Source organism: Leifsonia virtsii, assembly GCF_030433675.1.
Lineage (GTDB): Bacteria > Actinomycetota > Actinomycetes > Actinomycetales > Microbacteriaceae > Leifsonia > Leifsonia virtsii.
Window position 1 is genome coordinate 524,918 of record NZ_JAROCB010000004.1, and the last position, 26,072, is coordinate 550,989.

A 26,072-nucleotide genomic window follows, 5' to 3' on the forward strand; every position below is an offset into this window, starting at 1 on the left:
CGCCATACGCTGCTCACCAGTAGCGCTGTTCCTTCCAGGGGTCGCCGTACATGTTGTAGCCGTTCTGCTCCCAGAAGCCCGGCTGGTCCTGCGGCAGCATCTGCAGGCCGTTGACCCACTTGGCGCTCTTCCAGAAGTACAGGTGCGGCACCAGCAGGCGGGCGGGGCCGCCGTGCTCCGGCTCCAGGTCTTTCCCGTCGAACGAGTGCGCGACCCAGGCCTTGCCGTTCAGCAGGTCGGCGAGCGGCACGTTGGTCGTGTAGCCGCCGTAGCTGTGCGCCATCGTGTACTCGAACGACGTGTCCACGTCCTTGAAGAGCGTGTCGAGCGCGACGCCGCGCCACGACGTCCCGAGCTTCGACCAGCTGGTGACGCAGTGGATGTCGGTGCTCACGTCCTCCTGCGGGAGCGCGAGGAACTCGTCCCAGCTCCAGCGGTGCACGTCGCCCTTCTCGGTGGTGATCGTGAACGCCCAGTCGTCTTTGGCGATGCGGGGCGTCGGCCCGGCGGAGAGCACCGGGAAGCCCTCGGTCAGATACTGACCCGGAGGGAGGCGGGGGTCGTCGGTCCTCCGACGGCCGAGGAAGCCGGACGAGATGATTCCCATGTCGGCAGCTTATTGCCGAGGCCGCCCGCCGGTCTATGGTGAAGAGCATGACGGCCGTGAATCTGGGACTCCCGCTGCGGGCCGCGCTGCGCCCGGACGCGGCTCCCGGCGTCATGCCGAGTCTCGACGGGCGGCCGGAGCATTCCGGGCTCGTCGACCGGTTCGGGCGCGTCGCGCGCGACCTGCGGGTGTCGGTGACCGAGAAGTGCTCGCTGCGCTGCACCTACTGCATGCCCGCGGAGGGCCTCCCCGCCATCCCGCGCGATGACCTGCTGACCGCGACGGAGATCGCGCGGCTGGTGCGGATCGGCGTGCGCGACCTGGGCGTGCGCGAGGTCCGGTTCACCGGGGGCGAGCCGCTGATGCGCGCCGACCTGGCGGAGATCATCGGACGCTCGGCGGAGGCCGCGCCCGGCATCGACCTGTCGATCACGACCAACGGCATCGGACTGGACCACCGCATCCACTCGCTCGTGGAGGCCGGCCTCACCCGCGTGAACGTGTCGCTCGACACGGTCGACCGCGAGCACTTCGCCCGGCTGACCCGCCGCGACCGGCTCCCGGCCGTGCTCGCGGGCATCCGGGCCGCGCACGAGGCCGGGATGACCCCGCTGAAGCTGAACGCGGTGATGATGCGGGTCACGCTGCACGACGCCCCGGAGCTGCTGGCCTGGGCGCTGGAGAACGGCTGCCGGCTCCGGTTCATCGAGCAGATGCCGCTCGACGCCGACCGCTCGTGGCTGCGCGAGAACATGGTGTCGGCCGAGGAGCTGCTCGCGGTGCTGGGGGAGCGGTTCACCCTCGTCGAGGCGGGCCGCGACGACCCGCACGCCCCGGCCGAGGAGTGGCGCGTCGAGGGCTGGACGGTGGGCGGCGCCCCGGCGACCGTCGGCATCATCGCGTCGGTCACGCGCTCGTTCTGCGCGGCCTGCGACCGCACCAGGATCACCGCGGAGGGCACGGTGCGCTCGTGCCTCTTCGGCGATGACGAGACCGACCTGCGCGGGCTGCTGCGCGGCGGCGCGGACGACGCCGAGATCGCACGCTGGTGGCAGGCGGCCATGTGGGGCAAGCAGGCCGGGCACGGGATGGACGCGGCCGGGTTCGCCCCGCCGGTCCGGAGCATGGGGGCGATCGGTGGCTGAGGTCGTCGTGCGGTACTTCGCGGCCGCAGAGGAGGCGGCCGGGAGGCCGGAGGAGCGGCTCGAGGTGGCCGACGCGACCGTCGGCGGACTGCAGGCCGAGCTGGTGGCCCGCTACGGGGACGCCATGGAGCGCGTGGTGCGGTCGGGGTCGTTCCTGGTCGGCGGTGTCGTCTCCCGCGATCCCTCCCGCGCCCTGACCGACACCGTCGACGTCCTCCCGCCCTTCGCCGGCGGCTAACAACCCTCCGAGTTGCACCTTGTGGCGGCTATTCGACGTGAATAGCGACCACGACGTGCAACTCGACGCCTTAGGCGGGGTAGAGGGTGACGGCGGAGGGCGGAACCCCGAGCGCGACGTGGGCGCCGACGCGCAGGCGGAGGTCGGCCACGTCGGCGGGCGGTACGAGCGCGTCGAGGCGGTCGGTGCGCACGCGCACGAGGTCGGCCTGCGGTTCGAGCGCGGTGACGGTCGCGGCGATCGTCCCGGCGTCCGGCCGGGCCAGACGCACGGCGGAGGGGCGCACCGCGGCCAGCACCGGAGCCCCCTGCTCGACAGGGTCGACGGGCTCGCCGGGGAGCAGCATCCCGTCGTCGGCGCGCATCCCGTCGGGCGTGCGGACGCCGCGGACCAGCGTCAGCCCCGAGAGCTCAGCGGTGAACGGATGCCGCGGCCGCTCCAGCACGCGCCGCGTCGGACCCTCCTCGACGACGCGGCCGTCGTGCATGACCGCGACGCGGTCGGCGAGCAGGTAGGCGTCGAGCGCGTCGTGCGTCACGAGGACCGTCGTGCGGTCCGCGAGCACGTCGGCGAGCATCCCACGGACGTCGGCCGCGACCGCCACGTCGAGGGCCGACAGGGGTTCGTCGAGCAAGAGCAGGCTGGGCTCCGCCGCGAGGGCGCGGGCGATGGCGACGCGCTGCGCCTGGCCGCCCGAGAGCTGGGCCGGGCGCCGGTCGGCGAACGCGTCGGTCGCCGTGCGCCGCAGCCACTCGTCGGCGATCGCGCCCGCCTCCGAGCGCGTCGCGCCGGAGGAGCGCGGGCCGAACGCGACGTTGTGGCGCACGGTCAGGTGCGGGAACAGGAGGGCGTCCTGCGCCAGCAGGGCGACGCCGCGACGGTGCGGCGGGCGCCAGGAGGCGGGCAGATCGAACAGCACGTCGTCGCCGAGCGTCGCGCTCCCGCGGTCGGGGCGGACCAGCCCGGCGAGCATCCCGAGCACGGTCGATTTGCCCGCACCGTTCGGGCCGAGCACGGCCAGGGTCTCGCCGTGGTCGAGCGACAGCGAGACGGCGACGTCGCGGGCGTCGAGCGCGGCCTCCAGTCGCAGGCTCACGCGACGCTCCGTGCGGCCCGCCACGGCCGCACCCGCTCGCCGGCGCCGTGAGCGACGGCGACCACGGCGATCGCGACGGCGATGAGCACGAGCGAGAGGGCCACCGCGGCATCAGGGTCGGTCTCGCGCTGCAGGTAGATCTCCAGCGGCAGGGTGCGGGTGACACCCTGCAGGCTGCCGGCGAAGGTGAGCGTCGCGCCGAACTCGCCCAGCGCCCGCGCGAACGACAGGATGGCGCCGGAGACCACTGCGGGCAGCACGAGCGGCAGCGTCACCCGGAACAGCACGGCGGAGGGACGCGCGCCGAGCGTCGCGGCCACGGCCTCGTAGCGCTCACCCGCGGAGCGCAGCGCGCCCTCCAGGCTGAGCACGAGGAACGGCAGCGCCACGAACGTCTGCGCGATCACCACCGCGGGGGTCGAGAACGCGACGTCGAGCGCGCCGCCGAGCAGCCCGCGCCGGCCGTAGAGGGCGAGGAGCGCGAGGCCGCCGACGACCGGCGGCAGCACGAGCGGCAGCAGCACGATCGCGCGCACCACCCGCTGCCCGGCGAACGGCACGCGCGCGAGCACCACCGCCATCGGGACGCCGAGCACCAGGCAGCCGGCGGTGGCCAGCAGCGAGGTGCGCAGGCTGAGGAGCAGCGCATCCACCGACGACGGCGAGGTGATCAGCGGCACGAAGTGCGGCCAGTCGACGCGGAGCGCCATCGCCACCAGTGGGAGCACGACGAAGAGGGCACCGACCGCGGCGACGGCGAGCACCCAGCGGGGGACGCCGAGACGGACGTTCATCGGCCGCTCACGGCAGCCCGAAGCCCGCGGCCCGCAGCGCCGACCGGCCGCTCGGACCGGTGACGAACGCGACGAACGCCGCGGCTCCGGCCGGGTTCGGGGCGTGCGCGACGGTCGCGAGCGGGTAGACATTGACGGTCTTCGCCGCCTCCGGGAACGGCACAGAGGCGACCTTGCCGCCCGCGCCTTTCACGTCGGTGGCGTAGACGACACCGGCGTCGGCCTCGCCCGAGATCACCTTGCCGAGCACGTCGGTCACCGACGACTCCTGGCTCACCGGCGTCAGCGTCACGCCCGCCGACCTCTCGACCGCCGCTGTCGCGGTGCCGCACGGCACCTGGGGTGCGCAGATCACGGTCTTCACCGACGGGGAGGCGAGGTCGGCGAAGCTCTTCACGTGCGCGGGATTGCCGGGAGGCACGGCGATCGCCAGCACGTTCGTCGCGAAGTCCGCCGGCGTGCCCTCGATGACGCCGGCATCCACCGCCTTCGTCATGTTCTTCTGGTCGGCGGAGGCGAACACGTCGGCCGGGGCGCCGGCGGTCAGCTGCGAAACGAGGTCGGACGAGCCCGCGAACGAGAAGGAGACCGTCGCTCCGGGATGCGCGGCCTCGAACTCCTTCCCGAGTCGCGTGAACGTCGCGGTGAGGGAGGCGGCCGCGAACACGGTGACGGTGCCGTGGACGTCGCCTGCGGATGGCGTCGGCGTCGTCGTCGATGCGGGGTCGTCGATCGTGCTGCTGCAGCCGCTCAGCAGCAGCCCCGCGGCCACCGCTAGCGCGACGGAAGCGCGCAGCCCCACGCGCGTCACCGCGACACCGCCGGTCCGCCGTGACCCGCGGGCGTCTCCACGATCACGTTGGTCGCCTTCACGACGGCGACCGCCACCGACCCGAGCTCCAGCCCGAGGTCGCGCACCGCGTCGCTGCTGATGAGCGAGACCACGCGGTGCGGGCCGCACTGCAGCTCCACCTTCGCCATCACCGTGTCCACGACGATGTCGGTCACGAGCCCGACGAACCGGTTGCGGGCCGAACCGGCGACCCCCGACGGGTCGGAGGGCAGCACGGCGTTCTGCCGGGCGAGCTGCGCGAGCTCGAGGCCGTCCACCACCGTCCGTCCGCTGTCGTCGCGGGCGCTGCCGAGCAGCCCGGCCTCGATCCAGCGTCGAACGGTGTCATCGCTCACGCCGAGGTAGAGCGCGGCGTCCTTGATCCGTATCTGCGGCACGAAGTCCAGCCTATGACCGCAGTTGCGGATGGGGAAGCCTAGAGACCCACCCACTCCGAGGCACCGTCGGTGAAGTGCTGCCGCTTCCAGATCGGCACGCGCGCCTTGATGATCTCGACCAGCTCGGCGCATGCCGCGAACGCCTCCGCGCGGTGCGGGGCTGCGACGGCCGCGATGAGCGCCAGGTCGCCGATCGTCAACGAGCCGACGCGGTGCTGCGCGGCGACCCGCAGGCCGCTCGTGCGCGCCACCTCCTCGCAGCACGCCCGGAGGAAGTCCTCCGCGTCGGGATGCGCCCGGTAGTCGAGCGAGACGACGCCCTTGCCTCCGTCGTGGTCGCGCACGATGCCCTGGAAAGACACCACGGCGCCGGCCTCCGCGCGCCAGACGAACTCGTCCACGGTGGACGGGTCGAGCGGATCGGCCGTGACGGCCGCCAGGATGTCGCTCACGAGTGGTCGCCTCCGCGCAGCTGGTCGAGCAGGTGGGGGAGCAGCTCGTCGAGCACCGCGAGACCGTCGGCGACGCCGCCGCGCGAGCCCGGGAGGTTGACCACCAGGGTCGGACCGGCCACCCCGACCCGGCCGCGGCTGAGCGCCGCGAGCGGGGTCGCCGCGGTGCCGCGCGCCCGCAGTGCCTCCTCGATGCCGGGGAGCTCCCGGTCGAGCAGGGCGGCCGTCGCCTCGGGCGTGCGGTCGGTCGGCGAGACGCCGGTGCCGCCGGTGGTGATGAGCACGAGGGGAAGCTCGGCGACGGCGGCGCGCAGGGCCGCGTCCACCTCGGCGTCGGCGACGACGCGCACGTCGGCGGGAAGCCGGCGCTCGGCCAGCCAGTCCGCGATCACCGGGCCGGTCGTGTCCTCGTAGACGCCGTGGGCGGCGCGGGTGGAGGCGACCAGCACGATCGCGGGATGGGTCGTCTGGGGTTCGGCGGGCGCCGCCTCCGTGGGCTCGCCGTCCCGCCGCCACTCGCCGCGCTTCCCGCCGCTCTTGGCGACGAGCCGGACGTCGGTGAGCGTCGCTGCCGGGTCCACCGCCTTCACCATGTCGTGCAGGGTGAGCCCGGCGACCGCGACCGCCGTGAGCGCCTCCATCTCCACGCCGGTGCGGCCGTGCGTGCGTGCGACGACCTCGATCTCGATGGCGCCGGCGTCGGGGTCCAGCTCGAAGTCGACCCGCACGCTGTTCAGCGGCAGCGGGTGGCAGAGCGGGATGAGCTCGCTCGTGCGCTTGGCCCCGCCGATCCCGGCGATGCGGGCCGTCGCGAGCACGTCCGCCTTGGGCAGGTCGTCGGCGGCCACTAGCCGGACCACCTCCGGGGTGGTCACGAAGCGGCCGCGCGCGACCGCCTCCCGGTCGGTCTCCGGCTTGCCTCCGACATCGACCATGCGGGCACGGCCGTCGGCGTCGAGGTGGGTCAACTGCGTCATAGCGTCCAGACTGTCACGGCGGAGCCCGCGTCGAGCGCCTCCGCCTCCACGGGTACGTCGATGAGCACGTCGGCCTTGGCCATCGCGGCCACCAGGTGCGACGACGGGCCCGCGACCGGGGCGACGCCGCCGCTCTCGCCGAGCCGGCCGCGCAGGAACTGCCGCCGGCCGGGCACAGAGCGCACGGCCTCGGTGAGCGTCGCCCGCTGCGGCGGCAGCGGAGGCAGCCCGGCGGCCGCTCGCAGCGGCCCGCGCAGGAACACGGCGAACGACACCTGGGTGCTGACCGGATTGCCGGGGAACGCGACCACCGGCACGCCGTCGATCACCGCGGTCGCCTGCGGTCCGCCCGGCTGCATCGCCACCGACGTCACGTCCGCGCCGCGGGGCAGCAGCACTTCGCGCACCACCTCGTAGGCGCCCTTGGAGATGCCGCCGGAGGTGATGACGAGGTCGCTCGACCGGATCGCGTCGTCCAGGATGCGGGCGAACGCGCCGGGATCGTCGTCGCTGCTCGCGCGCACCGAGACGACCGCTCCGGCCTCCTCGACGAGCGCCGCGAGCGCGATGCCGTTGGCGTCGAAGACCTGGCCGTGCGCGGGGGAGCCCGAGGTCACGAGCTCCGATCCGGTGGTCAGGACGGCGACGCGCAGCCGGGCGCGCACGGCCACCGCCTCGACGCCCGCTGCGGCGAGCGCCGCGAGGTGCCGGGGCGCGAGCCGCGTTCCCTCGGGCACGAGCACGTCGCCGCGGCGGACGTCGCTGCCGCGCTCGCGGACGTACTCGCCCGCGGTGCGGGAGCGGCGGATCTCGACGACCGCGCCCTCGAGGTCGTCGTCGCGGCCGAGGATCAGCCCGGTGTCCTCCACCGGCACGATCGCGTCGGCGCCGGTCGGCACCGGAGCGCCGGTCATGATGCGGAGCGCGGTGCCGGCGATCAGGGTCACGGGGCTGGTGTGCCCCGCGGGGATGTCTCCGCTCACCTCCAGGGCGACCGGAACGGCGTGGATGTCGGCCGCCCGCACCGCGTACCCGTCCATCTGGGAGTTGCGGAACAGCGGAAGGTCGACCTCCGACCGCACCTCGCCCGCGGTGACGCGGCCGAGCGCCTCGGCCAGCGGCACGGTCTCGACGGAAGGTTCGTCGCCGAGCGGTTCCAGCATCCGCGCGACGATCCCGGCGTGCTCCTCGACGCTGCGCGCTGTGGTCATGGGTTCAGTATCCCGCGCCGGGCGTGCACGGTCAGTACCGGGGGAGGGTCGGGTCGACGTCGCGCGCCCACGCCTCGATGCCGCCGGCGAGGACGAGACCGGGCACCCCGGCGCCGTCGAGCAGCTGCCGGGCGGTCTCTGCACGGATGCCGTGGTGGCAGACGATCACCAGCGGGCCGTCGGGCAGCCGGGCCGCGACGCCCTCCGGGTCGCGCTCGATCACGCCGAGCGGCACCAGCAGCGAGCCGGGCAGCTCCACGATGTCGGCCTCCCACGGCTCCCGCACGTCGAGCAGCGTGTGCGGCTCGCCCGCGACCAGCCGCGCGTGGAGCTCGGCGGGCGACATCGTGTCGGTCACGCCGCAGAACAGGTCGTAGTCGATGAGCCCGGTGACAGGCGCCGCCTCCGGGTCGCGCTCGTAGGCGAGCTCGCGGAACGTGCCGCGCAGGCCGTCGTGGACGACGACGCGACCGAGCAGCGGATCGCCGGTGCCGGTGACGAGGAGGATCGCCTGGCTGACCATCAGGCCGCCGACGACGCCGCACACCGACGGCAGCGCCCCGGCCTCCGCGCAGCTGGCGACGCTGCCCGGCGCGGGAGGCACCGGGAACAGGTCGCGGTAAGTCGGCCCCTGCGCCGCCCAGCTGAGGCCGGCCTGGCCGCCGGTCTGGTGCACGGCGCCCCAGACGACGGGGATGCCGGCGAGCGTCGCGGCGTCGTCGACCAGGTACCGGGTGGGGAAGTTGTCGCTTCCGTCGAGCACGAGGTCGTAGCCGGAGAGGATCTCCCGCGCGTTCTCGGAGGTGAGCCGCTCGGCCAGCAGCCGGACCTCGATCGTGTCGTCGAGCGCGCGCACGGTCTCCGCCGCCGACTCCACCTTGGCCCGGCCGACATCGGATGGCGTGTGGATGGACTGGCGCGGCAGATTGCTCGGTTCCACCCGGTCGTCGTCGACGATGCCGATCGTGCCGAACCCGGTCGAGGCGAGCAGCGGCAGCACCGCGGAGCCGAGACCGCCTGCACCGACGACGAGCACGCGTGCGGCCCGCAGCCGGCGCTGGGCCACCGGCCCGAAGCCGGGCAGCTGCGTGGTGCGGGCGTACCGGGCGGTGCGCTCCGGCGTCAGCTCGGGACCGGGTTCGACCAGGGGCGGGAGGGCCATGACCTCAGCCAATCACACCCGCGGCCCGCATCACACCGCGGCGACTCAGACGACGGTCACGCTGACGCTGTGCAGCCCGGTCGCGCCGTCGGGCACCACATCGCGCACGGCGGAGGTCTGGACCTTGCCGTTCGCGTCGGTCGCCCGCACGGTGAGCGTGTGAGCCCCGGGCGTCGCCTCCCACGCGTAGCGCCACTGCCGCCAGGTGTCGGCGGAGATCGCGTCGGCGAGCGTCGCCTCTTGCCACGGTCCGTCGTCGACGCGTACGTGCACGGCGCTCACGCCGACGTGCTGCGACCAGGCGACGCCCGCGACCGCCACGGTGCCCGCCTTCACCTGCCGTCCCGCGGCCGGCACGTCGATCCGGGAGGAGAGCTTCACCGGTCCGCGCTCCGACCAGCCGCGCTCCGTCCAGTACGCGGTGTGGTCGGCGAAGCGGGTGACCTCCAGCGACACCACCCATTTCGTGGCCGAGACGTAGCCGTACAGGCCGGGCACGACCATCCGCACCGGGTAGCCGTGCTCGAGCGGGAGCGGCTGGCCGTTCATCCCGACGGCGAGGATCGCGTTCCGCTCATCGGTCAGGGCCTCGATCGGAGTGGACGCGGTCCAGCCGTCCTGGCTCGTCGAAAGCACCATGTCGGCGCCGGCGGACGGCTTCGCCCGGGCCAGCAGGTGCCGGATCGGATAGCCGAGCCAGGTCGCGTTCCCGATCAGGTCGCCGCCGACCTCGTTCGAGACGCAGGTCAGCGTCGTCGTCGACTCCTCCAGCGGCAGCGCGAGCAGCTGCGCGAACGTCAGCTCCACCTCCTGCTCGACCATCCCGTGGATGCGCAGCTTCCAGTCGCGTGGGTCGATGCCGGGGATCTGCAGGGCGGTGTCGATGCGGTAGAAGTCGGCGTTCGGAGTGATGACCGGCGAGAGGCCCGGGATGTCGAACGACGCCCCCGCCGGGATCGGGGGAGCGGTGGTGGCCGGGGCGGGCAGTCTGACGGCCGCGCGGGCGGCCGCGGCGCCGCGGAAGCCCGAGGCCGACGCCTGGCCGACCACCAGGGCCACCGCGCCGGCAGCGGCAGTCGCCGCCGTGCTGCCGACGAAGCGCCGCCGGCTGACCCGCCCGCGCGGCGCGACGCGGGTGGGCCGGGTGTCGCGCAGCATCCCGATCAGCCAGCCGAGCAGCAGGACGGCGACCACCGCGGCGAGCACCGACGGCAGGGCGTCGACGACGCCGTTGCCCGCGCGGGTCACCGCTGCGACCACGCCGATCACCCCGCCGAGGCCGATCAGGATGCGGCCCAGCGGGGGGCGCCGGAACTCCAGCCAGCCGGCGAGACCGGCGCCGGCGAGCACGACCACGGCGAGCGCGACGATCAGGAACGCCTTGTCGCCCGTCCCGAACAGCGCGATCACGGCCTGCTTCAGCCACGCCGGGGCGAGATCGATCAGGAGCGCGCCGACGGTGAGCACCGGGCTACCGTTCTGCACGACGAAGGCGCTGACGAGCTCGGCGAGCCCGACACCCGCGACGACGCTCGCGACGCCGGCCGCCGCCGGCCGCCAGAACTCAGCCATAGGGCAAACCTACGGGCGCCGGCTGTGTGCGCGCTCGATCCGGCCATCGGCGGCGGACCGTCCGTGTGGCCACATGTGACGGCCGTGGGCACCATGCCCGGGGTCGTGTTGTCCTAATTGAGCGGTGCGGTGCGGATTTCCGGCAGGGTACGGGGGTACAGGCAGTCGATGCCTGCGCGGTCGCGGACCGTGACCTTTCCGGCCTGACGGGGTCGGGTGAAGGACGTTTGTCCGCTCGTTCGATGAGGAACGAAAGTGGAGGTTCCCGATGCGGAAATCTCGTGTGAAGGTGTCGATGGCAAGGTTGGCCGCCCTGTGCATGATCGGTGCAGGGCTGACCGGGTTCGCGTCCACCGACGCGGCGGAGGTCAATGCGGCGGACGCGGTCGCCGCGATCCAGGACGTGGCGCCGCAGGCCGTGGCCGGCGCGATAGCAGTGGGCGGCACCGCGGACGCAGCAGTTCAGGCGTCAACAGCCGACGGGGTGAAGGTGAAGGTACCAGTGGACGCCGCCGCGGGAGTCCAAGCGACCCTTCCGGGAGGGAGCGTGTCGATGGGGTTGCCCTTCGCGGAGCAGGCCACGGACGCGACGGCGTCGCCGGTGCCCGGCGTGGTCGTGTACGACAACAAAAACGGATCGTCGACCGTCCCCGTGGTGCGGGCCGACGGCACGGTGCAGATCAGCACCGTGATCGAGAACGCGAAGGCCCCGAAGCGGTACGACTACCCCGTGACCGTGCCGGAGGGCCAATCCCTCCAGCTCGCACCGGATGGGAGTGCCTTCGTGGGTCGCGTCGATGGACAGTCCTCGACGGTTTCCGCTGTCATTGCCGCACCGTGGGCGAAGGACGCCGAGGGAAACGCGGTGGCCACCCACTACGAGATCGGCGGAAACACGCTGACGCAGGTTGTCGACTTCACGCCGTCGACGGCGTTCCCCGTTGTGGCCGATCCCAGCGTCACCTTCGGCACCTACGTCGTGGTCACGATGTCGCAGGCGACGGCGCAGGCGATCAACGCTGGGTCGGCTGGTACAGCGATTGCGCTTCTCGCGTTGACTGGACCGATCGGTGCCGTCATCGGGGCAGCCGTGTATTCGACGATCGGTGGATACAGCGCTACCCGCTTGAGCCAGTGCCGCAATTGGGCGTTCAGCTACACCTACCTCGGTCAACTCGTCAAAGCGGGTTGCGCGTAGGGTGGCGCAGAAGAAAGGCAGTGCGATGAAGTTTCGCCAGTGGATTTGGTTCGTGTCCGTGTTCTGGACAGCGATCCTGTTCGCCCTCGCCCTCTTCTTGCCCGACGGAGGGATCACCAACTCCAGCAACTGGGCTCCGCTGGGGATCTACTGTTGCACCCTGTTCGTGATCGTTCCGGCCGCCAGGTTGGCCCGGTGGCTGGAGCGTCGAGAAGCGGATGACGCAGCATTTCGACAGCAGAAACCATAGGCGGAGATCACCGCGAGGGGCGGTTCCGAACTACCGGAACCGTCCCTCTGAGCATGGGTGTGACAGGCTTGGGGATCATGTCCGACGCCGCCCCGCCCACCGCCCGCCGCCTGCGCGTCGAGGACATCCCCGGCTGGTCCGGGCCGGGCTCGGTCAGCGAGGATGCGGTGTACGACACCTTCGTGGCGTGGGTCGAGGCAGGCGGCATCCAGCTTTACCCGGCGCAGGACGAGTCCGTCATCGAGGTCGTGGGCGGCGCGAATCTCATCCTGAGCACCCCCACCGGCACCGGCAAGTCGCTCGTCGCCGTCGGCGCGCACTTCGCCGCCCTCGCCCGCGGCGAGCGCACCTACTACACGGCGCCGATCAAGGCGCTGGTCTCGGAGAAGTTCTTCTCGCTCGTCGACATCTTCGGGCCGGAGAACGTCGGTATGACCACCGGGGACTCCGCGGTCAACGCCGATGCGCCGATCGTGTGCGCGACCGCGGAGATCCTCGCCAACCTGGCCCTGCGGCACGGCGATGAGACGCCGGTCGGGCAGGTCGTCATGGACGAGTTCCACTTCTACTCGGACCCCGACCGCGGCTGGGCGTGGCAGGTGCCGCTGCTCACCCTCCCGCACACCCAGTTCGTGCTCATGTCGGCCACCCTCGGCGACGTCACGGCGCTCGCCGCCGACCTGGAGCGCCGCACCGGCCGCGCCACCGCGACGGTCACCGGCGTCGAGCGCCCGGTGCCGCTGCACTACTACTACGAGGTCACCCCGGTCCACGAGACGATCGAGGACCTGCTGCACACCGGCCAGTCGCCGATCTACGTCGTGCACTTCTCCCAGCTGGCGGCGCTGGAGCGGGCGCAGTCGCTCTCCAGCGCCAAGATCGCGAGCCGGGAGCAGCGGGAGGCGATCGCCGACCTGATCGGGGAGTTCCGCTTCACGACGAGCTTCGGCAAGACGCTCTCCCGCCTGCTGCGGCAGGGGATCGGCGTGCACCACGCGGGCATGCTGCCCAAGTACCGGCGCTTGGTCGAGCAGCTGGCGCAGCGCGGGATGCTGCGCGTCATCTGCGGCACCGACACGCTCGGCGTCGGCATCAACGTCCCGATCCGCACCGTGCTGCTGACCGCGCTCACCAAGTTCGACGGCACTCGGATGCGCCAGCTGAACGCGCGCGAGTTCCACCAGATCGCCGGGCGGGCGGGACGCGCGGGGTACGACACGGCCGGAACCGTGGTCGCGCAGGCGCCCGAGCACGAGTCCGAGAACCTGAAAGCGCTGGAGAAGGCGGGCGACGACCCGAAGAAGCGCCGCAAGATCGTGCGCAAGAAGGCGCCGGAGGGGTTCGTCTCCTGGGGCGAGCCGTCCTTCCGCAAGCTGATCGAGGCGGAGCCGGAGACGCTCACCTCGTCGATGCAGATCACCAGCGCCATGCTCATCAACGTGATCGGACGCGGCGGCGACGTGTACGGCCACGTCCGCGACCTGGTGTTCGACAACCACGAGCCCTGGAAGCGGCAGCTCGCGCTCGCCCGCCGCGCGATCGAGCTGTACCGGTCGCTGCTGACGGCCGGCGTCGTGGAGGCCGTCCGGACGGGTGACGCGGTGGAGATCCGCCTGACGGTCGACCTGCAGCCCAACTTCGCCCTCAACCAGCCGCTGTCGCCGTTCGCGCTCGCCGCTTTCGAGCTGTTCGACGCGGAGTCGCCCGTCTACGCGCTCGACATCGTCTCGGTGGTCGAGTCGACGCTCGACGACCCGCGGCCGGTGCTCTCGGCGCAGCAGTTCCACGCCCGCGGCGAGGCCGTCGCGGCGATGAAGGCCGAAGGCATCGAGTACGAGGAGCGGATGGAGGCGCTCGAGGAGGTCACGCATCCCAAGCCCCACGACGTGCTGCTGCACGAGGCGTTCGCCACGTACGCCTCCAGCCAGCCCTGGGTCGCCGACTTCGAGCTGCGCCCCAAGTCGGTCGTGCGCGACCTGTACGAGCGGGCGATGACCTTCGGCGAGTTCATCGCGTTCTACAAGCTCGCCCGGTCGGAGGGGGTCGTGCTGCGCTACCTCTCCGACGCCTACCGTGCGCTGAACCAGACGGTGCCGTTGGAGGCCCGCACCGAGGAGCTGCGCGACATCGTCGAGTGGCTGGGCGAGCTGGTGCGGCAGGTCGACTCCAGCCTGCTCGACGAGTGGGAGGAGCTCGTCCACCCCGACGCCGTCCGCCACGCCGCCGAGACGACCGAGCTCGCGCCGCCGGCGCCGCGGAACGTCACCACCAACCGGCGCGCGTTCTTCGTGCTGGTGCGGAACGAGCTGTTCCGCCGCATCCAGCTGGCCGCTCTCGACCGGGTGCACGACCTCGGCGTCCTGGAGGCGGAGGCCGCGCTGCTCGCCGGAGGCGTCGCCCCGTTCACCGAGGCGCAGTGGGACGAGGCGCTCGAGCGGTACTACGCCGAGCACGACGAGATCCTCACCGACGCTTCCGCGCGGTCCGCGGCGATGCTCCTGGTCGACGAGAAGCCGGACGGCGAGGAGGGTGTCTGGCGGGTGCGCCAGATCATCGCCGACCCCGCCGGGGACAACGACTGGGGCATCGCCGCCGACGTGCTGCTGGAGGACTCCGCGCGCGAGGGCGTCGCCGTCGTCCGGGTCACCTCGGTCGGGCGGCTCTGACGAGTTTGACCCGACGCAGGCGCCGTGTGAGTATCGTCACGGTGTCTGAACAGCGCCAGGTCCCTTGCATGAACTCCCGATGACGTCTTAGGTCGGGAGGGACGCATCCGACGACACGAGAAAGAGAACGGTGGACCTCACCCTCATCGTCGTGCTGGTCATTCTGCTGGCGCTCTTCTTCGACTTCACGAACGGCTTCCACGACACCGCCAACGCGATGGCGACCCCCATCGCGACCGGTGCCATGCGCCCGAAGGTGGCGGTGGCGCTCGCCGCCGTGCTCAACCTGATCGGCGCCTTCCTGTCCACCGAGGTGGCCAAGACGATCTCCGGCGGCATCATCAAGGAGGGTGACGGCGGCGTGCAGATCACGCCGGTGCTCATCTTCGCGGGCCTCGTCGGCGCAATCGTGTGGAACATGGTGACCTGGCTCTTCGGCCTGCCCTCGTCGTCCAGCCACGCGCTGTTCGGCGGACTGATCGGCGCCGCGATCGTGGGGGCGGGCATCCAATCCATCGACTTCGTCGTCGTGCTCGACAAGGTCGTGCTGCCCGCGCTGATCGCGCCGTTCACCGCGGGCGTGGTCGCCTGGAGCGCCACCAAGCTCGCGTACTGGATCACGCGCCGCTACGACGGCCGGCCCGACGGCCGCGGCGGCTTCCGCTACGGCCAGATCTTCTCGTCGTCGCTTGTCGCGCTGTCGCACGGCACCAACGACGCGCAGAAGACCATGGGCGTCATCACCCTGACCCTCATCTCCGCGGGACTCCAGCCGCTCGGCTCCGGCCCGGAGATCTGGGTCGTCATCGCCTGCGCGCTCGCGATCGCGCTCGGCACGTACTCGGGCGGCTGGCGCATCATCCGCACCCTCGGCCGCGGCCTGACCGAGGTGAAGCCCGCTCAGGGCTTCGCGGCGGAGACGAGCACGGCGGCCACCATCCTGGCATCCAGCCACCTCGGCTTCGCGCTCTCCACCACGCAGGTGGCGTCCGGTTCCGTGATCGGCTCCGGCCTCGGCCGCCGAGGCTCCTCGGTGCGCTGGGGGACGGCGGGCCGCATCGCCATCGGCTGGCTGCTCACCCTGCCCTCGGCGGCCATCGTCGGCGCGGCCGCGGGCCTGCTCGCGAACCTCGGACCGGTCGGCGTCATCATCGACACGATCGTGGGCACCGCCGTCGTCGTCTACATCTTCTGGCGCGCCCGCCGCAACCGGGTCAGCAGCGAGAACGCCGTCAAGCCGGTGCCGCTGCAGGGCAAGAGCGAGGTCGCGCAGTCCGGCAAGGCGGTCAAGATCGAGAAGGTGAAGCCGCTCAAGCGCGAGCGGCCGAGGAGGTCGGCATGATCGACTGGGCAGCGTTCGTCCTCGTCTTCGCGGCGGCCCTCGTCGGCTCCTGCGTGGTCGTCGCGTTCTACGCGCTCGGCACGCGCCTGCTCGCCGTCGCCGGTCGCGCCCTCTTCGTCGAGCCGGTCGAGTTCACCGACGCGATCACCGTGCTGACGCCAGAGAAGGCAGCCAAGCTGCAGCGCAAGGCCGAGAAGGCCCAGCGCAAGAACCCGCTGACCGCCGGCCAGAAGCGCCTGGCGCTGACCGGCGCCTACGCGTGCTTCACCGCGTGCGCGCTGGCGGTGCTCTACGGGCTGTACCTGATCATCCCGTACTTCCACCAGTAGCCGCGGAGCAAGCGGCGGCTTCACGGCCGGGCAGGTTCGGGGTCCGCTCGAACCCGCCCGACCGCGCGGGTCATCTCGTGTAGACGAAGGTGACTGTGATGGGGCCGGCGCGGAAGGCCCCGGTGGCATTGGCGGGAGTGCGCTTGACCCTCCAGCCGTCGACCGTGACCGGGGTGGCCGTGTATGCGGCGCCGACGGTGCCCGTCAGGGTCGCGTCGGGCGCGATCGCGCGGCCGTCCCGGTCAACATGGCGCACGGTCACCGGGGCTGCCGGGGCCGGGTTGCGCTTGTAGACGAACGTCACGGTGATGGGGCCGGCGCGGAAGACCCCCGTGGCGTTGCCCGGAGTGCGCTTGACCTCCCAGCCGTCGAGCGTGACCGGGGTGGCCGTGTAGGCGGCGCCGAACGCACCGGTGAGGGTGGTGTCGGGCGCGAGGGGGACGCCGTTGACGTCGACGTGGCGCACGGTGACCGGGGCCGAGTCCTTCTCGTAGACGTACGCCACGGTCACAGCAGAGGTGCCGAAGGTGCCCGTCGCGTTGGCCGGGGTGCTCTGCGGGTGCCAGCCGTTCACTGCAACAGGCCGAGCGTCGTAGGGGGCGCCGACCGTGCCGGCGATGGTGACATCCCTGGCTAGGCGGGTTCCGTCCGACTTCAGGTGGCGCACGGTGACGAGCGCGGCGGGTTTGCCGGTGTAGACGTACGTGATGTCGATGCGGGTGCCGGTGGTGAACGTGCCGCTGGCCGGTGCGCTGCCGGAGGCGAGCTTCGGCGTGCCGTAGCCGTCGATCGCCGGAGGGGCCGGCAGGCTGTAGGCGTCTCCGCCGGGGCCGTAGAGGTTGGCGTCCGGGGCGATGGTGCGGCCGAGGTCGTCCTGGTAGTGCACGGTCGCCATGGCCGGGCGGTGGAGGAAGCGGGGGCTGGTCGCCCACATCTTCGGGAAGAAGCCGATGTGCTTGCCTGCCGACGGGACCTCGCCGGAGTATGAGGCCAGGTAGAAGCGCGAGCATCGGGTGTCGGGCTGGCACGTCAGACCCGGATACTTCTCGCTGTCGTGGACGGCCGGGTAGGCGTAGCCGAGGTTGTTGAACTCGAGCTGGTGGCTGAACTCGTGGAGGGCGATATCGGTCGAATACTCGACCGGCTGCGACAGCCCGGGGAACTTCGACGCGTCGCCGGCGTTCAGGAGAGACCAGAAGGAGTAGCCGGCACCGCGGCTGTAGCGGTCGTCGTAGTAGCCCGGGAAGGTGGCACCTCCGGCGTTCTCGTTGTAGAACGGCATGATGGCGTCGTACTCGGCCATGCCCGACGCGCGGTTCAACGCGTCGGCGATGCCCCACTCGTGGACCTTGTTGTCTCCGGCGCCGAGCTTCACGGGCCCGTCGTCGAACTTCAGGGTCGGAACGACGTCCACCATCCCGGTCGACTCCGTCAGGCTCTCGAACTGGCCCATGATGTTCTTCGCCCAGGTGCGGTAGTCCGCCGAGAGGGTGTGGCGCACGCCGTCTCCGGTCGTCACATCGGTCAGGCCGAGGAAGAGGATCTTCCGGACCGGCTTCTGCAGCGGGAGGGAGTAGTCCTGGGCGTCGCCCTGCTTCTTCGCCTCGTCGACGGCCATGGCTGTGATGGTGTCCGGGCTGACCGTCTCCGCTTGCGCGGGGGCCGCAGCCGGTGTGGTCAGGGTGAGCCCGGCCGCGGCGATGGTGCCGGCGGTCAGCACGGAGAGTGTTCTTCTGAAATGCATCTCGCGTCTTCTGTCGTTGGTGTCGCGGGACGGTGGTCCCATACAGAAGGACGCCTCCGCCCCGGCGCTATGACGTCAGAGGGTTGAGATACAGATCTCCGCTGGATCGCTCCAGTCGAGGGCTCAGTCGGTGCCGCGCGCGCGGCCGATCGCGTTCATCACGTGGTAGACCACGATCGCGGCGATGGCGCCGAGCGCGATGCCGTTGAAGGTCAGCTGTCCGAGGTTCAGCGTGAAGTCGCCGATGCCGATGATGAGCGCCGTGGCCGCGGTGAACTGGTTCTTCGGCTTTGAGAAGTCGACCTTGTTGTCCAGCCAGATCTTCACGCCGATGATGCCGATCAGCCCGTACAGCGCGGTGGTCACGCCGCCGAGCACGCCGGCCGGAATGGTGTTGATGACCGCGCCGACCTTGGGGGAGAGGCCCAGCAGGATGGCGACGACACCGGCGACCCAGTACGCGGCCGTCGAGTAGACCCGCGTCGCGGCCATGACGCCGATGTTCTCGCCGTAGGTCGTCGTCCCGGAGCCGCCGAAGAAGCCGGCGACGGTGGTGGCGAGGCCGTCCGCGAACAGTGCGCGGCCGGTGAGGCGGTTCACCGACGGGTCGGTGAGCTGGGCTACCCCACGGATGTGGCCGACGTTCTCGGCGATCAGCACGAGCACGACCGGGAGGAAGGCGGGCAGGATGCCCCAGGTCGACGCGGGGGAGGTGAACGGGTTGGCCGGCAGGGTGAACTGCGGCAGGCCGATCCATGCGGCCTTCGCGACGCCGCTGAAGTCGACCTGTCCGACGATGACGGCGAAGACGTATCCGACGGCGACGCCGAGGAAGATGGAGAGCCGGCCGAGCATCCCGCGGAACAGGACGGTGCACAGGATGACGGCGGCCAGCGTCACGAGCGCGGTCACCGGCGCCTTGGCGAAGTTCGCGCCGGCGGCGGGGGCCAGGTTGAAGCCGATCAGGGCGACGATGGCGCCGGCGACGACCGGGGGCATGAGCCCGTCGATCCAGCGCGTGCCCGTCCCGATCACGATGAGCCCGACGATGGCGAGCAGGATGCCCGTGATCAGGATGCCGAACAGCGCCGACGGCATCCCGTGCGCCTTCGTGGCGGCCACGATCGGGACGATGAACGCGAACGACGACCCCAGGTAGCTGGGCAGCCTGTTGCCGGTGACGACGAGGAAGAGCAGAGTGCCGACGCCGGAGAACAGCAGCGTGGTCGCCGGCGGGAACCCGGTCAGCAGCGGCACCAGGAACGTCGCGCCGAACATCGCGACGACGTGCTGGGCGCCGAGCCCGATCGTCCGGGGCCAGGTGAGTCGCTCGCCGGGCAGCACGATCTCGTGCGCTCCGACCTTCTTGCCGTCGCCGTGCAGCGTCCAGGGCAGTGCCATGCGTGTCCTTCAGTGCTCTCGAGTCGGAATAGGCTTGGTGCTGCGCATTCGCGCATACTCGACGAACCTGAATCCTCGCCGGGCACCGCCCACCGATCCTACGGGAGTTCACCATTTCCGCTTCGACCAGCGCGCCCACCACGGCCAAGGGGCGCTTCGACCGCTTCTTCGAGATCAGTGCACGTGGCACCACCTGGGGCACCGAGGTGCGCGGTGGCGTGCTGACCTTCGTCACCATGGCGTACATCGTCATCCTGAACCCGCTCATCCTCGGCGGGACGAAGGACGTCGTCGGCCACACGCTCGGCACCACGCAGGTCGCGGCCGTGACCGCCCTCAGCGCCGGCGTGATGACGGTGCTGTTCGGCCTGATCGCGCGCCTGCCGTTCGCCTTCGCCGCGGGGCTCGGCATCAACTCGTTCCTCGCCGTCAACGTGGTCAAGATCCTGACCTGGCAGGAGGCGATGGGCCTCGTCGTCATCAACGGCATCATCATCGTGCTGCTGTCGGCGACCGGGCTGCGCAAGCTCATCTTCAACGCCGTCCCTGCGCCGCTCAAGACGGCGATCACCGTCGGCATCGGCCTCTTCATCGCGTTCATCGGTTTCGTCGACAGCGGCTTCGTCCGCACCACGACGCTGTCGTCGCCGCCGGTCCAGCTGGGCGAGGCGGGCTCCATCGCGACGCTGCCGACCATCACCTTCCTGATCGCGCTGATCATCATGGGCGTGCTGATGGCGCGCAAGGTGAAGGGCGCCCTGCTCATCGGCATCGTCGCCGCGACCGTCGTGGCGATCATCGCCGAGGCGATCTGGCACGTCGGCCCGTCGATGGGGAAGAACCCGGCGGGCTGGAACCTCACCGTCCCGCAGCTGCCGACCTCGCTCGTGTCGCTCCCGGACCTCAGCCTCGTCGGCCAGGTCGACCTGTTCGGCTCCTTCGGCCGCATCGGCGCGCTGGCCGCGATCATGCTGATCTTCACGCTCGTCTTCACCAACTTCTTCGACGCCATGGGCTCGATGACGGGCCTCGCCCGGAGCGCTGGACTCGCGAACGAGGACGGCACCTTCCCGCGGCTGCAGTCGTCGCTGATCGTGGAGGGCGTCGGCGCGATCGTCGGCGGCGGCGTCTCGGCGTCGTCCAACACGGTCTTCGTGGAGTCCGCCTCGGGCATCGGCGAGGGCGCCAAGACCGGGTTCGCGAGCGTCGTCACCGGCGTGCTGTTCCTGCTGGCCATGTTCTTCACGCCGCTGACCCAGGTGGTGCCGCTGGAGGTCGCGGCCGCGGCGCTGGTCGTCGTCGGTGCGCTCATGGTGGTGCAGATCCGGCACATCGACTTCAGCGAGTTCTCGGTGGTGCTTCCGGTGTTCCTGACGATCATCGTCATGCCGCTGACCTACTCGATCGCGAACGGCATCGGCGTCGGCTTCATCAGCTGGGTGCTCATCCGCTCGCTCGCCGGGAAGGCGCGCCAGATCAGCCCGCTGCTGTGGATCGTGGCGGCCGGCTTCCTCATCTATTTCGCGCGCGGACCGATCGAGGGCCTGCTCGGCCAGGTCTGATCCGCCCCGGGATTCGTCACGAATGGGCGCTGTTCGTCACCAATGGCGTCCATTCGTGACGAGCGGCGGGGTGACCTCAGGGACAAGTCGGGGGTTACCCCGATACCGGGCGCGAGCGCGGGTCGGTTGGATGGATGCATGACCACCACCACTCCGTACCAGACCGCCGCGCCCGTCCGAACCCTCAGCGTCACGAGCTTCGTGATCGGCCTCTCGTCGATCGTCTTCGGCTGGACCCTCGTCGCACCCGTGGCAGGCCTCGTGCTCGGCATCCTCGCCCTCAAGCGGGAGCCGCTCGGGCGGACCTTCGCCATCTGGGGCATCGTGCTCAACGCCGTGATGCTCGCGGGCGCTGCGATCGGCATCGCGTTCGCGGTCGTCGGGCTCGGCGTCGGCCTCATGGCGCTCCCCTTCGCCTGGCTCTAGCCGGTGAGTGCGGCCTCCCGTAACCACTGCGGGTGCTCGCGCAGCCGCAGACGTGACGCAAGGCCGCACTCGCCGTGCGGGACAATGGGGGGATGGAACCATCCCCCCTCGTCCGGCCGCGCAGCTTCGTCGTCCGGGGACGCAAGACCGAAGCCCAGCAGCGGGCGATCGACGAGCTGTGGCCGACGTACGGCCTCGAGTTCGACGGGTCGCCGCTCGACCTCGACGCCGCGTTCGGCCGCACCGCGCCGCGCGTGGTCGAGATCGGCTTCGGCAACGGCGAGAACCTCCTGACGCTCGCCGAGCGCCACCCCGACCGCGACTTCCTCGGGATCGAGGTGCACGGCGCCGGCATCGGCCGGGTCCTCGGCGCGATGCGCGACCGGGGCCTCGGCAACATCCGCATCGTCCGGCACGACGCGGTCGAGGTCTTCGAGCGCGGGCTCGCGGAAGGGTCCGTCGACGAGATCCTCATCTTCTTCCCCGACCCCTGGCCGAAGGCGCGCCACCACCGTCGCCGGCTCGTGCAGCCGGAGGTCGCCCGGCTGCTGGTGCGTGCGCTCGCGCCGGAGGGCGTGCTGCGGCTCGCCACCGACTGGGAGCCGTACGCCGAGCACATGATCGAGGTGCTCGACGCCGAGCCGGGGCTGGTGAACCAGGCCGGCGAGGCCCGCTTCGTCCCGCGTCCCGACGACCGCCCGGTCACCAAGTTCGAGCGCCGCGGCGAGCGCCTCGGCCACGCGATCTTCGACCTCGAGTACCGCCCGGCCCGCTGACGGGCCCACCCCAGCCATCAGCTCCTGAGTTTTTCGACCCGACACGCCGACGCGGGGTCGAAAAAGTCCGGAGGTGATGGTGTGGGGGTGTCTTTAGGATGGGCCCATGACGCACACGGTCGAGGAGCTCCGGTCCGCCTTCGATGCCGGGGTCACCAAGCCCCTCGCGTGGCGGCTCGCCCAGCTGCGGGCGCTGCGGCGGATGCTCACCGAGCGCTCGGCGGAGTTCGAGGACGCCCTCCTCGCGGACCTCGGCAAGAACCCGACCGAGTCGCAGATCGCCGAGCTCGGCTTCGTCGTCGGCGAGATCGACCACGCGCTGAAGCACCTGCGCCGCTGGCTGCGGCCGAAGCGGGTGTCCGTGCCGGGTGCGCTGCTGCCGGCCCGCGCGTCCACCCTGCTGGAGCCCGTCGGCGTCGTCCTCGTGATCGCGCCGTGGAACTACCCGGTGCAGCTGCTGCTCGCGCCGCTCGTCGGCGCGCTCGGTGCGGGCAATGCGGTCGTGCTGAAGCCGAGCGAGCTCGCGCCCGCCACCTCCGCCGCGATGGCACGTTTCATCCCGCAGTACCTGGACCGCCGGGCGGTCGCGGTCGTCGAAGGCGGCGTGGAGGAGACCACCGACCTGCTGGCGCAGCGCTTCGACCACATCTTCTACACGGGTAACGGCCGGGTCGGCCGGATCGTCGCCGCAGCCGCCGTCGAGCACCTGACGCCGGTGACGCTGGAGCTGGGCGGTAAGTCGCCGGTCTACGTCGACGGGACGGTCGACGTCGCGGCGGCCGCCCGCCGCATCGCCTGGGGCAAGTTCATGAACGCGGGCCAGACGTGCGTCGCGCCCGACTACGTGCTCGCCGACCGAGCGGTCGTCCCGGGGCTCACCGACGCGCTGCGCGACGCCGTGCGCGACCTCTACGGCGACGATCCGGCGCAGAGCCCCGACTACGGCCGCATCGTCGACGACCGGCAGTTCGAGCGCCTGACCGGGATGCTCGGTTCCGGCACGACCGCGGTCGGCGGCGACCACGACGCCGCCACGCGGTACCTCGCCCCGACCGTGCTGGTCGACGTCCCCGAGAATGCCCCGGCCATGGCGCAGGAGATCTTCGGCCCGATCCTCCCCATCCTGCCGGTGGACGGGTTGGACGACGCCATCCGCTTCATCCGCTCAGGCGACAAGCCGCTCGCGCTGTACGTCTTCTCGTCGAGCGCCACCGTGCGGCGCCGCATCCTGACCGAGACGAGCTCCGGAGCGGTCGGCTTCGGCATCCCGGCCGCGCACCTCGCCGTCGCGGGTCTGCCGTTCGGCGGGGTGGGGGAGAGCGGAGCGGGCGCGTATCACGGCGAGCGGTCGGTCCGCACGTTCAGCCACGAGAAGGCGGTCCTCAGCAAGCCGCTGTCGCCCGACACGATGCAGCTGGTCTACCCGCCCTACACCGAGGGCAAGGACCGCTTCGCGCGCGGTCTGCTGCGCAAGCTCGGCTGATCGACACTCTGTCGAAGGGAGTCCGGGATGCCGGACAGCACGTCCACGCCACCGTCCGACCCCGGGGGTAGGCTCGGCACTGCCGGAGGCCACGAACGTCCGGCGCAGGAAACGCATGCCAACGCACAACGAGAGGCAACGGTGCCAACCGTGAACCCGACAGCAACCATGGACGAGCCGAAGACCACCCCCATCCCCGTGATCGACTCCTCCGAGAACGTCTCCGACGTCCCCACCCCCACCGCGGACGGCCGCCCCACCCGCGTCGAGACCGACTCCCTCGGCAGCCGCGAGATCCCCGCCGACGCCTACTGGGGCGTCCACACCTCGCGGGCGCTGGAGAACTTCCCGATCGCCAAGCGGCCCATCTCCGTCTATCCCGACCTCATCGTCGCCCTCGCCAGCGTCAAGCAGGCGGCCGCGCGCGCCAACCTGGAGATCGGGGTGCTCGAGCCGCACAAGGCCGAGCTCATCGACCGCGCCTGCCAGCTCATCATCGACGGCCGCTTCCACGACCAGTTCGTGGTCGGCGTGATGCAGGGCGGCGCCGGCACCTCGACCAACATGAACGCCAACGAGGTGATCGCCAACGTCGCGCTCGAGCTCGACGGTCACGAGAAGGGCGACTACGCCCACCTGCACCCGCTGGACGACGTCAACCGCAGCCAGAGCACCAACGACACCTACCCGACCGCGATCAAGATCGGACTCACCTTCGCGCTCGGCCACCTGCTCGACGAGCTGGCGCTGCTGCGCGACTCGTTCGCCCACAAGGCGGCGGAGTTCCGCAACATCCTGAAGGTCGGCCGCACGCAGCTGCAGGACGCCGTGCCGATGACGCTCGGCCAGGAGTTCCACGGCTTCGCCACCACCCTCACCGAGGACCACGCGCGCCTGACCGAGACGAAGTGGCTGCTCGCCGAGATCAACCTGGGCGCGACCGCGATCGGCACCGGCATCACCGCGGACCCCGGATATGCGGCGGCCGCCGTGCGCCACCTGAACGCGATCACGGGCCTGAACCTGGAGACCGCACCCGACCTGATCGAGTCGACCAGCGACGCCGGTGCGTTCATGTCGTTCTCCGGGTCGCTCAAGCGCAGCGCCATCAAGCTGTCGAAGATCTGCAACGACCTGCGCCTGCTCTCCTCCGGCCCGCAGGCGGGTCTCGGCGAGATCAACCTCCCGGCGCGCCAGGCCGGCTCCAGCATCATGCCGGGCAAGGTGAACCCGGTCATCCCCGAGGTCGTCAACCAGGTCGCGTTCTCCGTGGCCGGGGCCGATGTCACGGTCACGATGGCGGCGGAGGGCGGCCAGCTTCAGCTGAACGCGTTCGAGCCGGTCATCGCGCACTCGCTGCTGCAGAGCATCACGTGGATGGCACAGGCCTTCCGCACCCTCCGGATCAACTGCGTGGACGGCATCACCGCCAACGAGGAGCGCCTCGGCGCCATGGTCGGGTCGTCGGTCGGCGTGATCACGGCGCTCACCCCGCACATCGGCTACGCGGCGGCCGCGGCCCTCGCGAAGTCGGCCCTGCTGACCGGCCGGAACGTCGCCGACCTGGTCGTGGAGGCGAAGCTGATGAGCCGCGAGGAAGTCACCCGCCTGCTGTCGCCCGCCCGGCTGAGCGGCCTGGAGGTCATCACGACCGCCATCCCGGTGATCCAGGCCGACGCGATCGCGGAGGCGCGCGAGGACGGCGACTGACCTGCCGCGTCATCCGCGCACGGGCATGCTGCCCGCGTAGCGATACCCGGCGCGCGCAGGCCAGCCGGAGGCGTCGCTGAGCAGGAACACGTCGACCATGCGCTGTCCTGCCGCGTCGACGGCGGGCACGCGGATGTGCGGCGGCGGCTCGTCGTGCTCCGGCGGCGGCATCGCCACCGTCTCGACGACCCCGTCGTGGAACAGCTCCGCGAGGAACCCGGCGGTGTCGTCCATGACCGCAGGGTAGGGCCTCCGACGGCCGCCCGAAAGGCAGTCGTCGACGTCCGGTCACGGGATCGGAACGAAGTGCAGCGCTGTCTTTCGGGCCGCGAAGACGCCGACCTAGGGTGTGCCCCAATCGCGGCGAACCTGCCGCGGGAGTGCCCGGTGCTTACCCCACCGGGGATGCCGACCCGACTAAGGCATGGTCTCAGATGCGTACCCGAAGCACGTCTTCAGCGCGCCCGGAATCCCGGCGTGGGCGCCGTTCCGACTCCCGATCACCCCGCGAGCGGGGCTACTGGTCGTGGCGCGAGGCGGTCCTCGCGCTGATCACCGTCCCGGCGCTGGTGCTGGGCGTGACGGTCGCGACGACCGGGGCGCCGGCGCTGGCCGACGAGCCGCCGGCGTCGACCCCGCAGCCGGCCGCGCAGCAGGGCGGCGGGGCGAGCGCGGCGACGACGCCGTCCGCCGCCCCGGCC

The 26,072-nt window shown here is 71.5% G+C and carries 25 protein-coding genes and 1 pseudogene; 12 read left to right on the forward strand and 14 right to left on the reverse strand.

Features of this window, described 5'->3' with window-relative positions:
• Positions 1 to 13 precede the first annotated feature (13 nt).
• Positions 14 to 607, reverse strand: a complete 594-nt coding sequence (locus tag P5G59_RS16665) for a sulfite oxidase-like oxidoreductase (RefSeq protein ID WP_301220119.1) — start codon at positions 605 to 607, stop codon at positions 14 to 16.
• Positions 608 to 654: 47 nt separating this feature from the next.
• On the opposite strand from P5G59_RS16665, the gene moaA reads away from it, so the two are divergent.
• Together moaA and P5G59_RS16675 are read left to right on the forward strand one after the other, a co-directional pair.
• A complete protein-coding gene (gene moaA / locus P5G59_RS16670; RefSeq protein ID WP_301220120.1) occupies positions 655 to 1,752 on the forward strand; it encodes a GTP 3',8-cyclase MoaA in 1,098 nt (365 codons plus the stop codon).
• Positions 1,745 to 1,990 carry a MoaD/ThiS family protein gene (locus tag P5G59_RS16675; protein WP_301220121.1) on the forward strand — a complete coding sequence of 82 codons (246 nt, stop codon included), beginning with the start codon at positions 1,745 to 1,747 and terminating at the stop codon, positions 1,988 to 1,990. The genes moaA and P5G59_RS16675 overlap by 8 nt, the downstream gene beginning before the upstream one ends.
• Positions 1,991 to 2,060: 70 nt before the next feature.
• Here the strand turns inward: P5G59_RS16675 and P5G59_RS16680 are convergent, their stop codons facing one another.
• Genes P5G59_RS16680 through P5G59_RS16720 form a run of 9 tightly spaced genes read right to left on the reverse strand, consistent with a single transcriptional unit; the run spans position 2,061 to position 10,484 of the window.
• Positions 2,061 to 3,086: a sulfate/molybdate ABC transporter ATP-binding protein gene (locus tag P5G59_RS16680; RefSeq protein WP_301220122.1), complete on the reverse strand. Its 1,026-nt coding sequence runs from the start codon at positions 3,084 to 3,086 to the stop codon at positions 2,061 to 2,063.
• Positions 3,083 to 3,880, reverse strand: coding sequence for an ABC transporter permease (locus P5G59_RS16685; protein ID WP_301220123.1), 798 nt, complete (start codon positions 3,878 to 3,880; stop codon positions 3,083 to 3,085). The genes P5G59_RS16680 and P5G59_RS16685 overlap by 4 nt, the downstream gene beginning before the upstream one ends.
• Before the next feature lie 7 nt (positions 3,881 to 3,887).
• Positions 3,888 to 4,691, reverse strand: coding sequence for a molybdate ABC transporter substrate-binding protein (gene modA / locus P5G59_RS16690; protein WP_435871277.1), 804 nt, complete (start codon positions 4,689 to 4,691; stop codon positions 3,888 to 3,890).
• Positions 4,688 to 5,110 (reverse strand): TOBE domain-containing protein, encoded by a 423-nt coding sequence (locus P5G59_RS16695; RefSeq protein ID WP_301220125.1) that lies wholly within the window; start codon positions 5,108 to 5,110, stop codon positions 4,688 to 4,690. Before P5G59_RS16695 ends, modA begins: the two co-directional genes overlap by 4 nt.
• A 38-nt stretch (positions 5,111 to 5,148) precedes the next feature.
• On the reverse strand, positions 5,149 to 5,562 hold the full coding sequence (locus P5G59_RS16700) for a molybdenum cofactor biosynthesis protein MoaE (RefSeq protein WP_301220126.1): 414 nt from the start codon (positions 5,560 to 5,562) through the stop codon (positions 5,149 to 5,151).
• Positions 5,559 to 6,539 (reverse strand): bifunctional molybdenum cofactor biosynthesis protein MoaC/MoaB, encoded by a 981-nt coding sequence (gene moaCB / locus P5G59_RS16705; protein WP_301220127.1) that lies wholly within the window; start codon positions 6,537 to 6,539, stop codon positions 5,559 to 5,561. Before moaCB ends, P5G59_RS16700 begins: the two co-directional genes overlap by 4 nt.
• On the reverse strand, positions 6,536 to 7,750 hold the full coding sequence (locus tag P5G59_RS16710) for a molybdopterin molybdotransferase MoeA (RefSeq protein ID WP_301220128.1): 1,215 nt from the start codon (positions 7,748 to 7,750) through the stop codon (positions 6,536 to 6,538). The genes moaCB and P5G59_RS16710 overlap by 4 nt, the downstream gene beginning before the upstream one ends.
• Positions 7,751 to 7,781: 31 nt before the next feature.
• Entirely contained in the window at positions 7,782 to 8,912 is a 1,131-nt protein-coding gene (locus tag P5G59_RS16715; protein WP_301220129.1) for a ThiF family adenylyltransferase, read from the reverse strand.
• Between the two features lie 45 nt (positions 8,913 to 8,957).
• A complete protein-coding gene (locus P5G59_RS16720) occupies positions 8,958 to 10,484 on the reverse strand; it encodes a molybdopterin-dependent oxidoreductase (RefSeq protein WP_301220130.1) in 1,527 nt (508 codons plus the stop codon).
• Positions 10,485 to 10,779: 295 nt separating this feature from the next.
• On the opposite strand from P5G59_RS16720, the gene P5G59_RS16725 reads away from it, so the two are divergent.
• The 5 genes from P5G59_RS16725 (at position 10,780) to P5G59_RS16745 (ending at position 16,269) form a co-directional block, all read left to right on the forward strand.
• Positions 10,780 to 11,682 (forward strand): hypothetical protein, encoded by a 903-nt coding sequence (locus P5G59_RS16725; RefSeq protein ID WP_301220131.1) that lies wholly within the window; start codon positions 10,780 to 10,782, stop codon positions 11,680 to 11,682.
• A gap of 25 nt (positions 11,683 to 11,707) precedes the next feature.
• Positions 11,708 to 11,932: a hypothetical protein gene (locus tag P5G59_RS16730; RefSeq protein ID WP_301220132.1), complete on the forward strand. Its 225-nt coding sequence runs from the start codon at positions 11,708 to 11,710 to the stop codon at positions 11,930 to 11,932.
• Between the two features lie 77 nt (positions 11,933 to 12,009).
• Positions 12,010 to 14,598: a DEAD/DEAH box helicase gene (locus P5G59_RS16735; RefSeq protein WP_301220133.1), complete on the forward strand. Its 2,589-nt coding sequence runs from the start codon at positions 12,010 to 12,012 to the stop codon at positions 14,596 to 14,598.
• Positions 14,599 to 14,728: 130 nt separating this feature from the next.
• Positions 14,729 to 15,940: an inorganic phosphate transporter gene (locus P5G59_RS16740; RefSeq protein WP_301220134.1), complete on the forward strand. Its 1,212-nt coding sequence runs from the start codon at positions 14,729 to 14,731 to the stop codon at positions 15,938 to 15,940.
• Positions 15,937 to 16,269 (forward strand): peptidase, encoded by a 333-nt coding sequence (locus P5G59_RS16745; RefSeq protein ID WP_301220135.1) that lies wholly within the window; start codon positions 15,937 to 15,939, stop codon positions 16,267 to 16,269. Before P5G59_RS16740 ends, P5G59_RS16745 begins: the two co-directional genes overlap by 4 nt.
• A 70-nt stretch (positions 16,270 to 16,339) precedes the next feature.
• Here P5G59_RS16745 and P5G59_RS16750 read toward each other — a convergent pair whose 3' ends face one another.
• A complete protein-coding gene (locus tag P5G59_RS16750) occupies positions 16,340 to 18,013 on the reverse strand; it encodes a MucBP domain-containing protein (RefSeq protein ID WP_301220136.1) in 1,674 nt (557 codons plus the stop codon).
• Between the two features lie 123 nt (positions 18,014 to 18,136).
• A complete protein-coding gene (locus P5G59_RS16755) occupies positions 18,137 to 19,414 on the reverse strand; it encodes a uracil-xanthine permease family protein (RefSeq protein WP_301220137.1) in 1,278 nt (425 codons plus the stop codon).
• Between the two features lie 173 nt (positions 19,415 to 19,587).
• Between P5G59_RS16755 and P5G59_RS16760 the strand changes: the two genes are divergently transcribed.
• The 5 genes from P5G59_RS16760 (at position 19,588) to P5G59_RS16780 (ending at position 25,371) form a co-directional block, all read left to right on the forward strand.
• Positions 19,588 to 20,976, forward strand: a complete 1,389-nt coding sequence (locus P5G59_RS16760) for an NCS2 family permease (RefSeq protein ID WP_435871280.1) — start codon at positions 19,588 to 19,590, stop codon at positions 20,974 to 20,976.
• Positions 20,977 to 21,114: 138 nt separating this feature from the next.
• Positions 21,115 to 21,402: a hypothetical protein gene (locus tag P5G59_RS16765; RefSeq protein WP_301220138.1), complete on the forward strand. Its 288-nt coding sequence runs from the start codon at positions 21,115 to 21,117 to the stop codon at positions 21,400 to 21,402.
• A gap of 92 nt (positions 21,403 to 21,494) precedes the next feature.
• Positions 21,495 to 22,178 (forward strand): tRNA (guanosine(46)-N7)-methyltransferase TrmB, encoded by a 684-nt coding sequence (trmB, locus tag P5G59_RS16770; RefSeq protein ID WP_301220139.1) that lies wholly within the window; start codon positions 21,495 to 21,497, stop codon positions 22,176 to 22,178.
• A gap of 106 nt (positions 22,179 to 22,284) precedes the next feature.
• Positions 22,285 to 23,661, forward strand: coding sequence for an aldehyde dehydrogenase family protein (locus P5G59_RS16775; protein ID WP_301220140.1), 1,377 nt, complete (start codon positions 22,285 to 22,287; stop codon positions 23,659 to 23,661).
• 168 nt (positions 23,662 to 23,829) lie between these two features.
• Positions 23,830 to 25,371: an aspartate ammonia-lyase gene (locus P5G59_RS16780; RefSeq protein ID WP_301220162.1), complete on the forward strand. Its 1,542-nt coding sequence runs from the start codon at positions 23,830 to 23,832 to the stop codon at positions 25,369 to 25,371.
• Between the two features lie 9 nt (positions 25,372 to 25,380).
• Here the strand turns inward: P5G59_RS16780 and P5G59_RS16785 are convergent, their stop codons facing one another.
• Both P5G59_RS16785 and P5G59_RS16790 read right to left on the reverse strand, forming a co-directional pair.
• Positions 25,381 to 25,605 carry a hypothetical protein gene (locus tag P5G59_RS16785; RefSeq protein WP_301220141.1) on the reverse strand — a complete coding sequence of 75 codons (225 nt, stop codon included), beginning with the start codon at positions 25,603 to 25,605 and terminating at the stop codon, positions 25,381 to 25,383.
• Between the two features lie 283 nt (positions 25,606 to 25,888).
• Positions 25,889 to 26,072 (reverse strand): annotated as a pseudogene (locus P5G59_RS16790) (hypothetical protein); the annotation flags it as partial.

Coding starts and splice junctions, on each gene's coding strand:
- moaCB (WP_301220127.1), bottom strand. CDS start 6,539: ATGACGCAGTTGACCCACCTCGACGCCGACGGCCGTGCCCGCATGGTC.
- P5G59_RS16730 (WP_301220132.1), top strand. CDS start 11,708: ATGAAGTTTCGCCAGTGGATTTGGTTCGTGTCCGTGTTCTGGACAGCG.
- P5G59_RS16745 (WP_301220135.1), top strand. CDS start 15,937: ATGATCGACTGGGCAGCGTTCGTCCTCGTCTTCGCGGCGGCCCTCGTC.
- P5G59_RS16715 (WP_301220129.1), bottom strand. CDS start 8,912: ATGGCCCTCCCGCCCCTGGTCGAACCCGGTCCCGAGCTGACGCCGGAG.
- P5G59_RS16665 (WP_301220119.1), bottom strand. CDS start 607: ATGGGAATCATCTCGTCCGGCTTCCTCGGCCGTCGGAGGACCGACGAC.
- P5G59_RS16710 (WP_301220128.1), bottom strand. CDS start 7,750: ATGACCACAGCGCGCAGCGTCGAGGAGCACGCCGGGATCGTCGCGCGG.
- P5G59_RS16780 (WP_301220162.1), top strand. CDS start 23,830: ATGGACGAGCCGAAGACCACCCCCATCCCCGTGATCGACTCCTCCGAG.
- P5G59_RS16735 (WP_301220133.1), top strand. CDS start 12,010: ATGTCCGACGCCGCCCCGCCCACCGCCCGCCGCCTGCGCGTCGAGGAC.
- P5G59_RS16785 (WP_301220141.1), bottom strand. CDS start 25,605: ATGGACGACACCGCCGGGTTCCTCGCGGAGCTGTTCCACGACGGGGTC.
- trmB (WP_301220139.1), top strand. CDS start 21,495: ATGGAACCATCCCCCCTCGTCCGGCCGCGCAGCTTCGTCGTCCGGGGA.
- P5G59_RS16775 (WP_301220140.1), top strand. CDS start 22,285: ATGACGCACACGGTCGAGGAGCTCCGGTCCGCCTTCGATGCCGGGGTC.
- P5G59_RS16750 (WP_301220136.1), bottom strand. CDS start 18,013: ATGCATTTCAGAAGAACACTCTCCGTGCTGACCGCCGGCACCATCGCC.
- P5G59_RS16685 (WP_301220123.1), bottom strand. CDS start 3,880: ATGAACGTCCGTCTCGGCGTCCCCCGCTGGGTGCTCGCCGTCGCCGCG.
- P5G59_RS16720 (WP_301220130.1), bottom strand. CDS start 10,484: ATGGCTGAGTTCTGGCGGCCGGCGGCGGCCGGCGTCGCGAGCGTCGTC.
- P5G59_RS16725 (WP_301220131.1), top strand. CDS start 10,780: ATGGCAAGGTTGGCCGCCCTGTGCATGATCGGTGCAGGGCTGACCGGG.
- moaA (WP_301220120.1), top strand. CDS start 655: ATGACGGCCGTGAATCTGGGACTCCCGCTGCGGGCCGCGCTGCGCCCG.
- P5G59_RS16755 (WP_301220137.1), bottom strand. CDS start 19,414: ATGGCACTGCCCTGGACGCTGCACGGCGACGGCAAGAAGGTCGGAGCG.
- P5G59_RS16765 (WP_301220138.1), top strand. CDS start 21,115: ATGACCACCACCACTCCGTACCAGACCGCCGCGCCCGTCCGAACCCTC.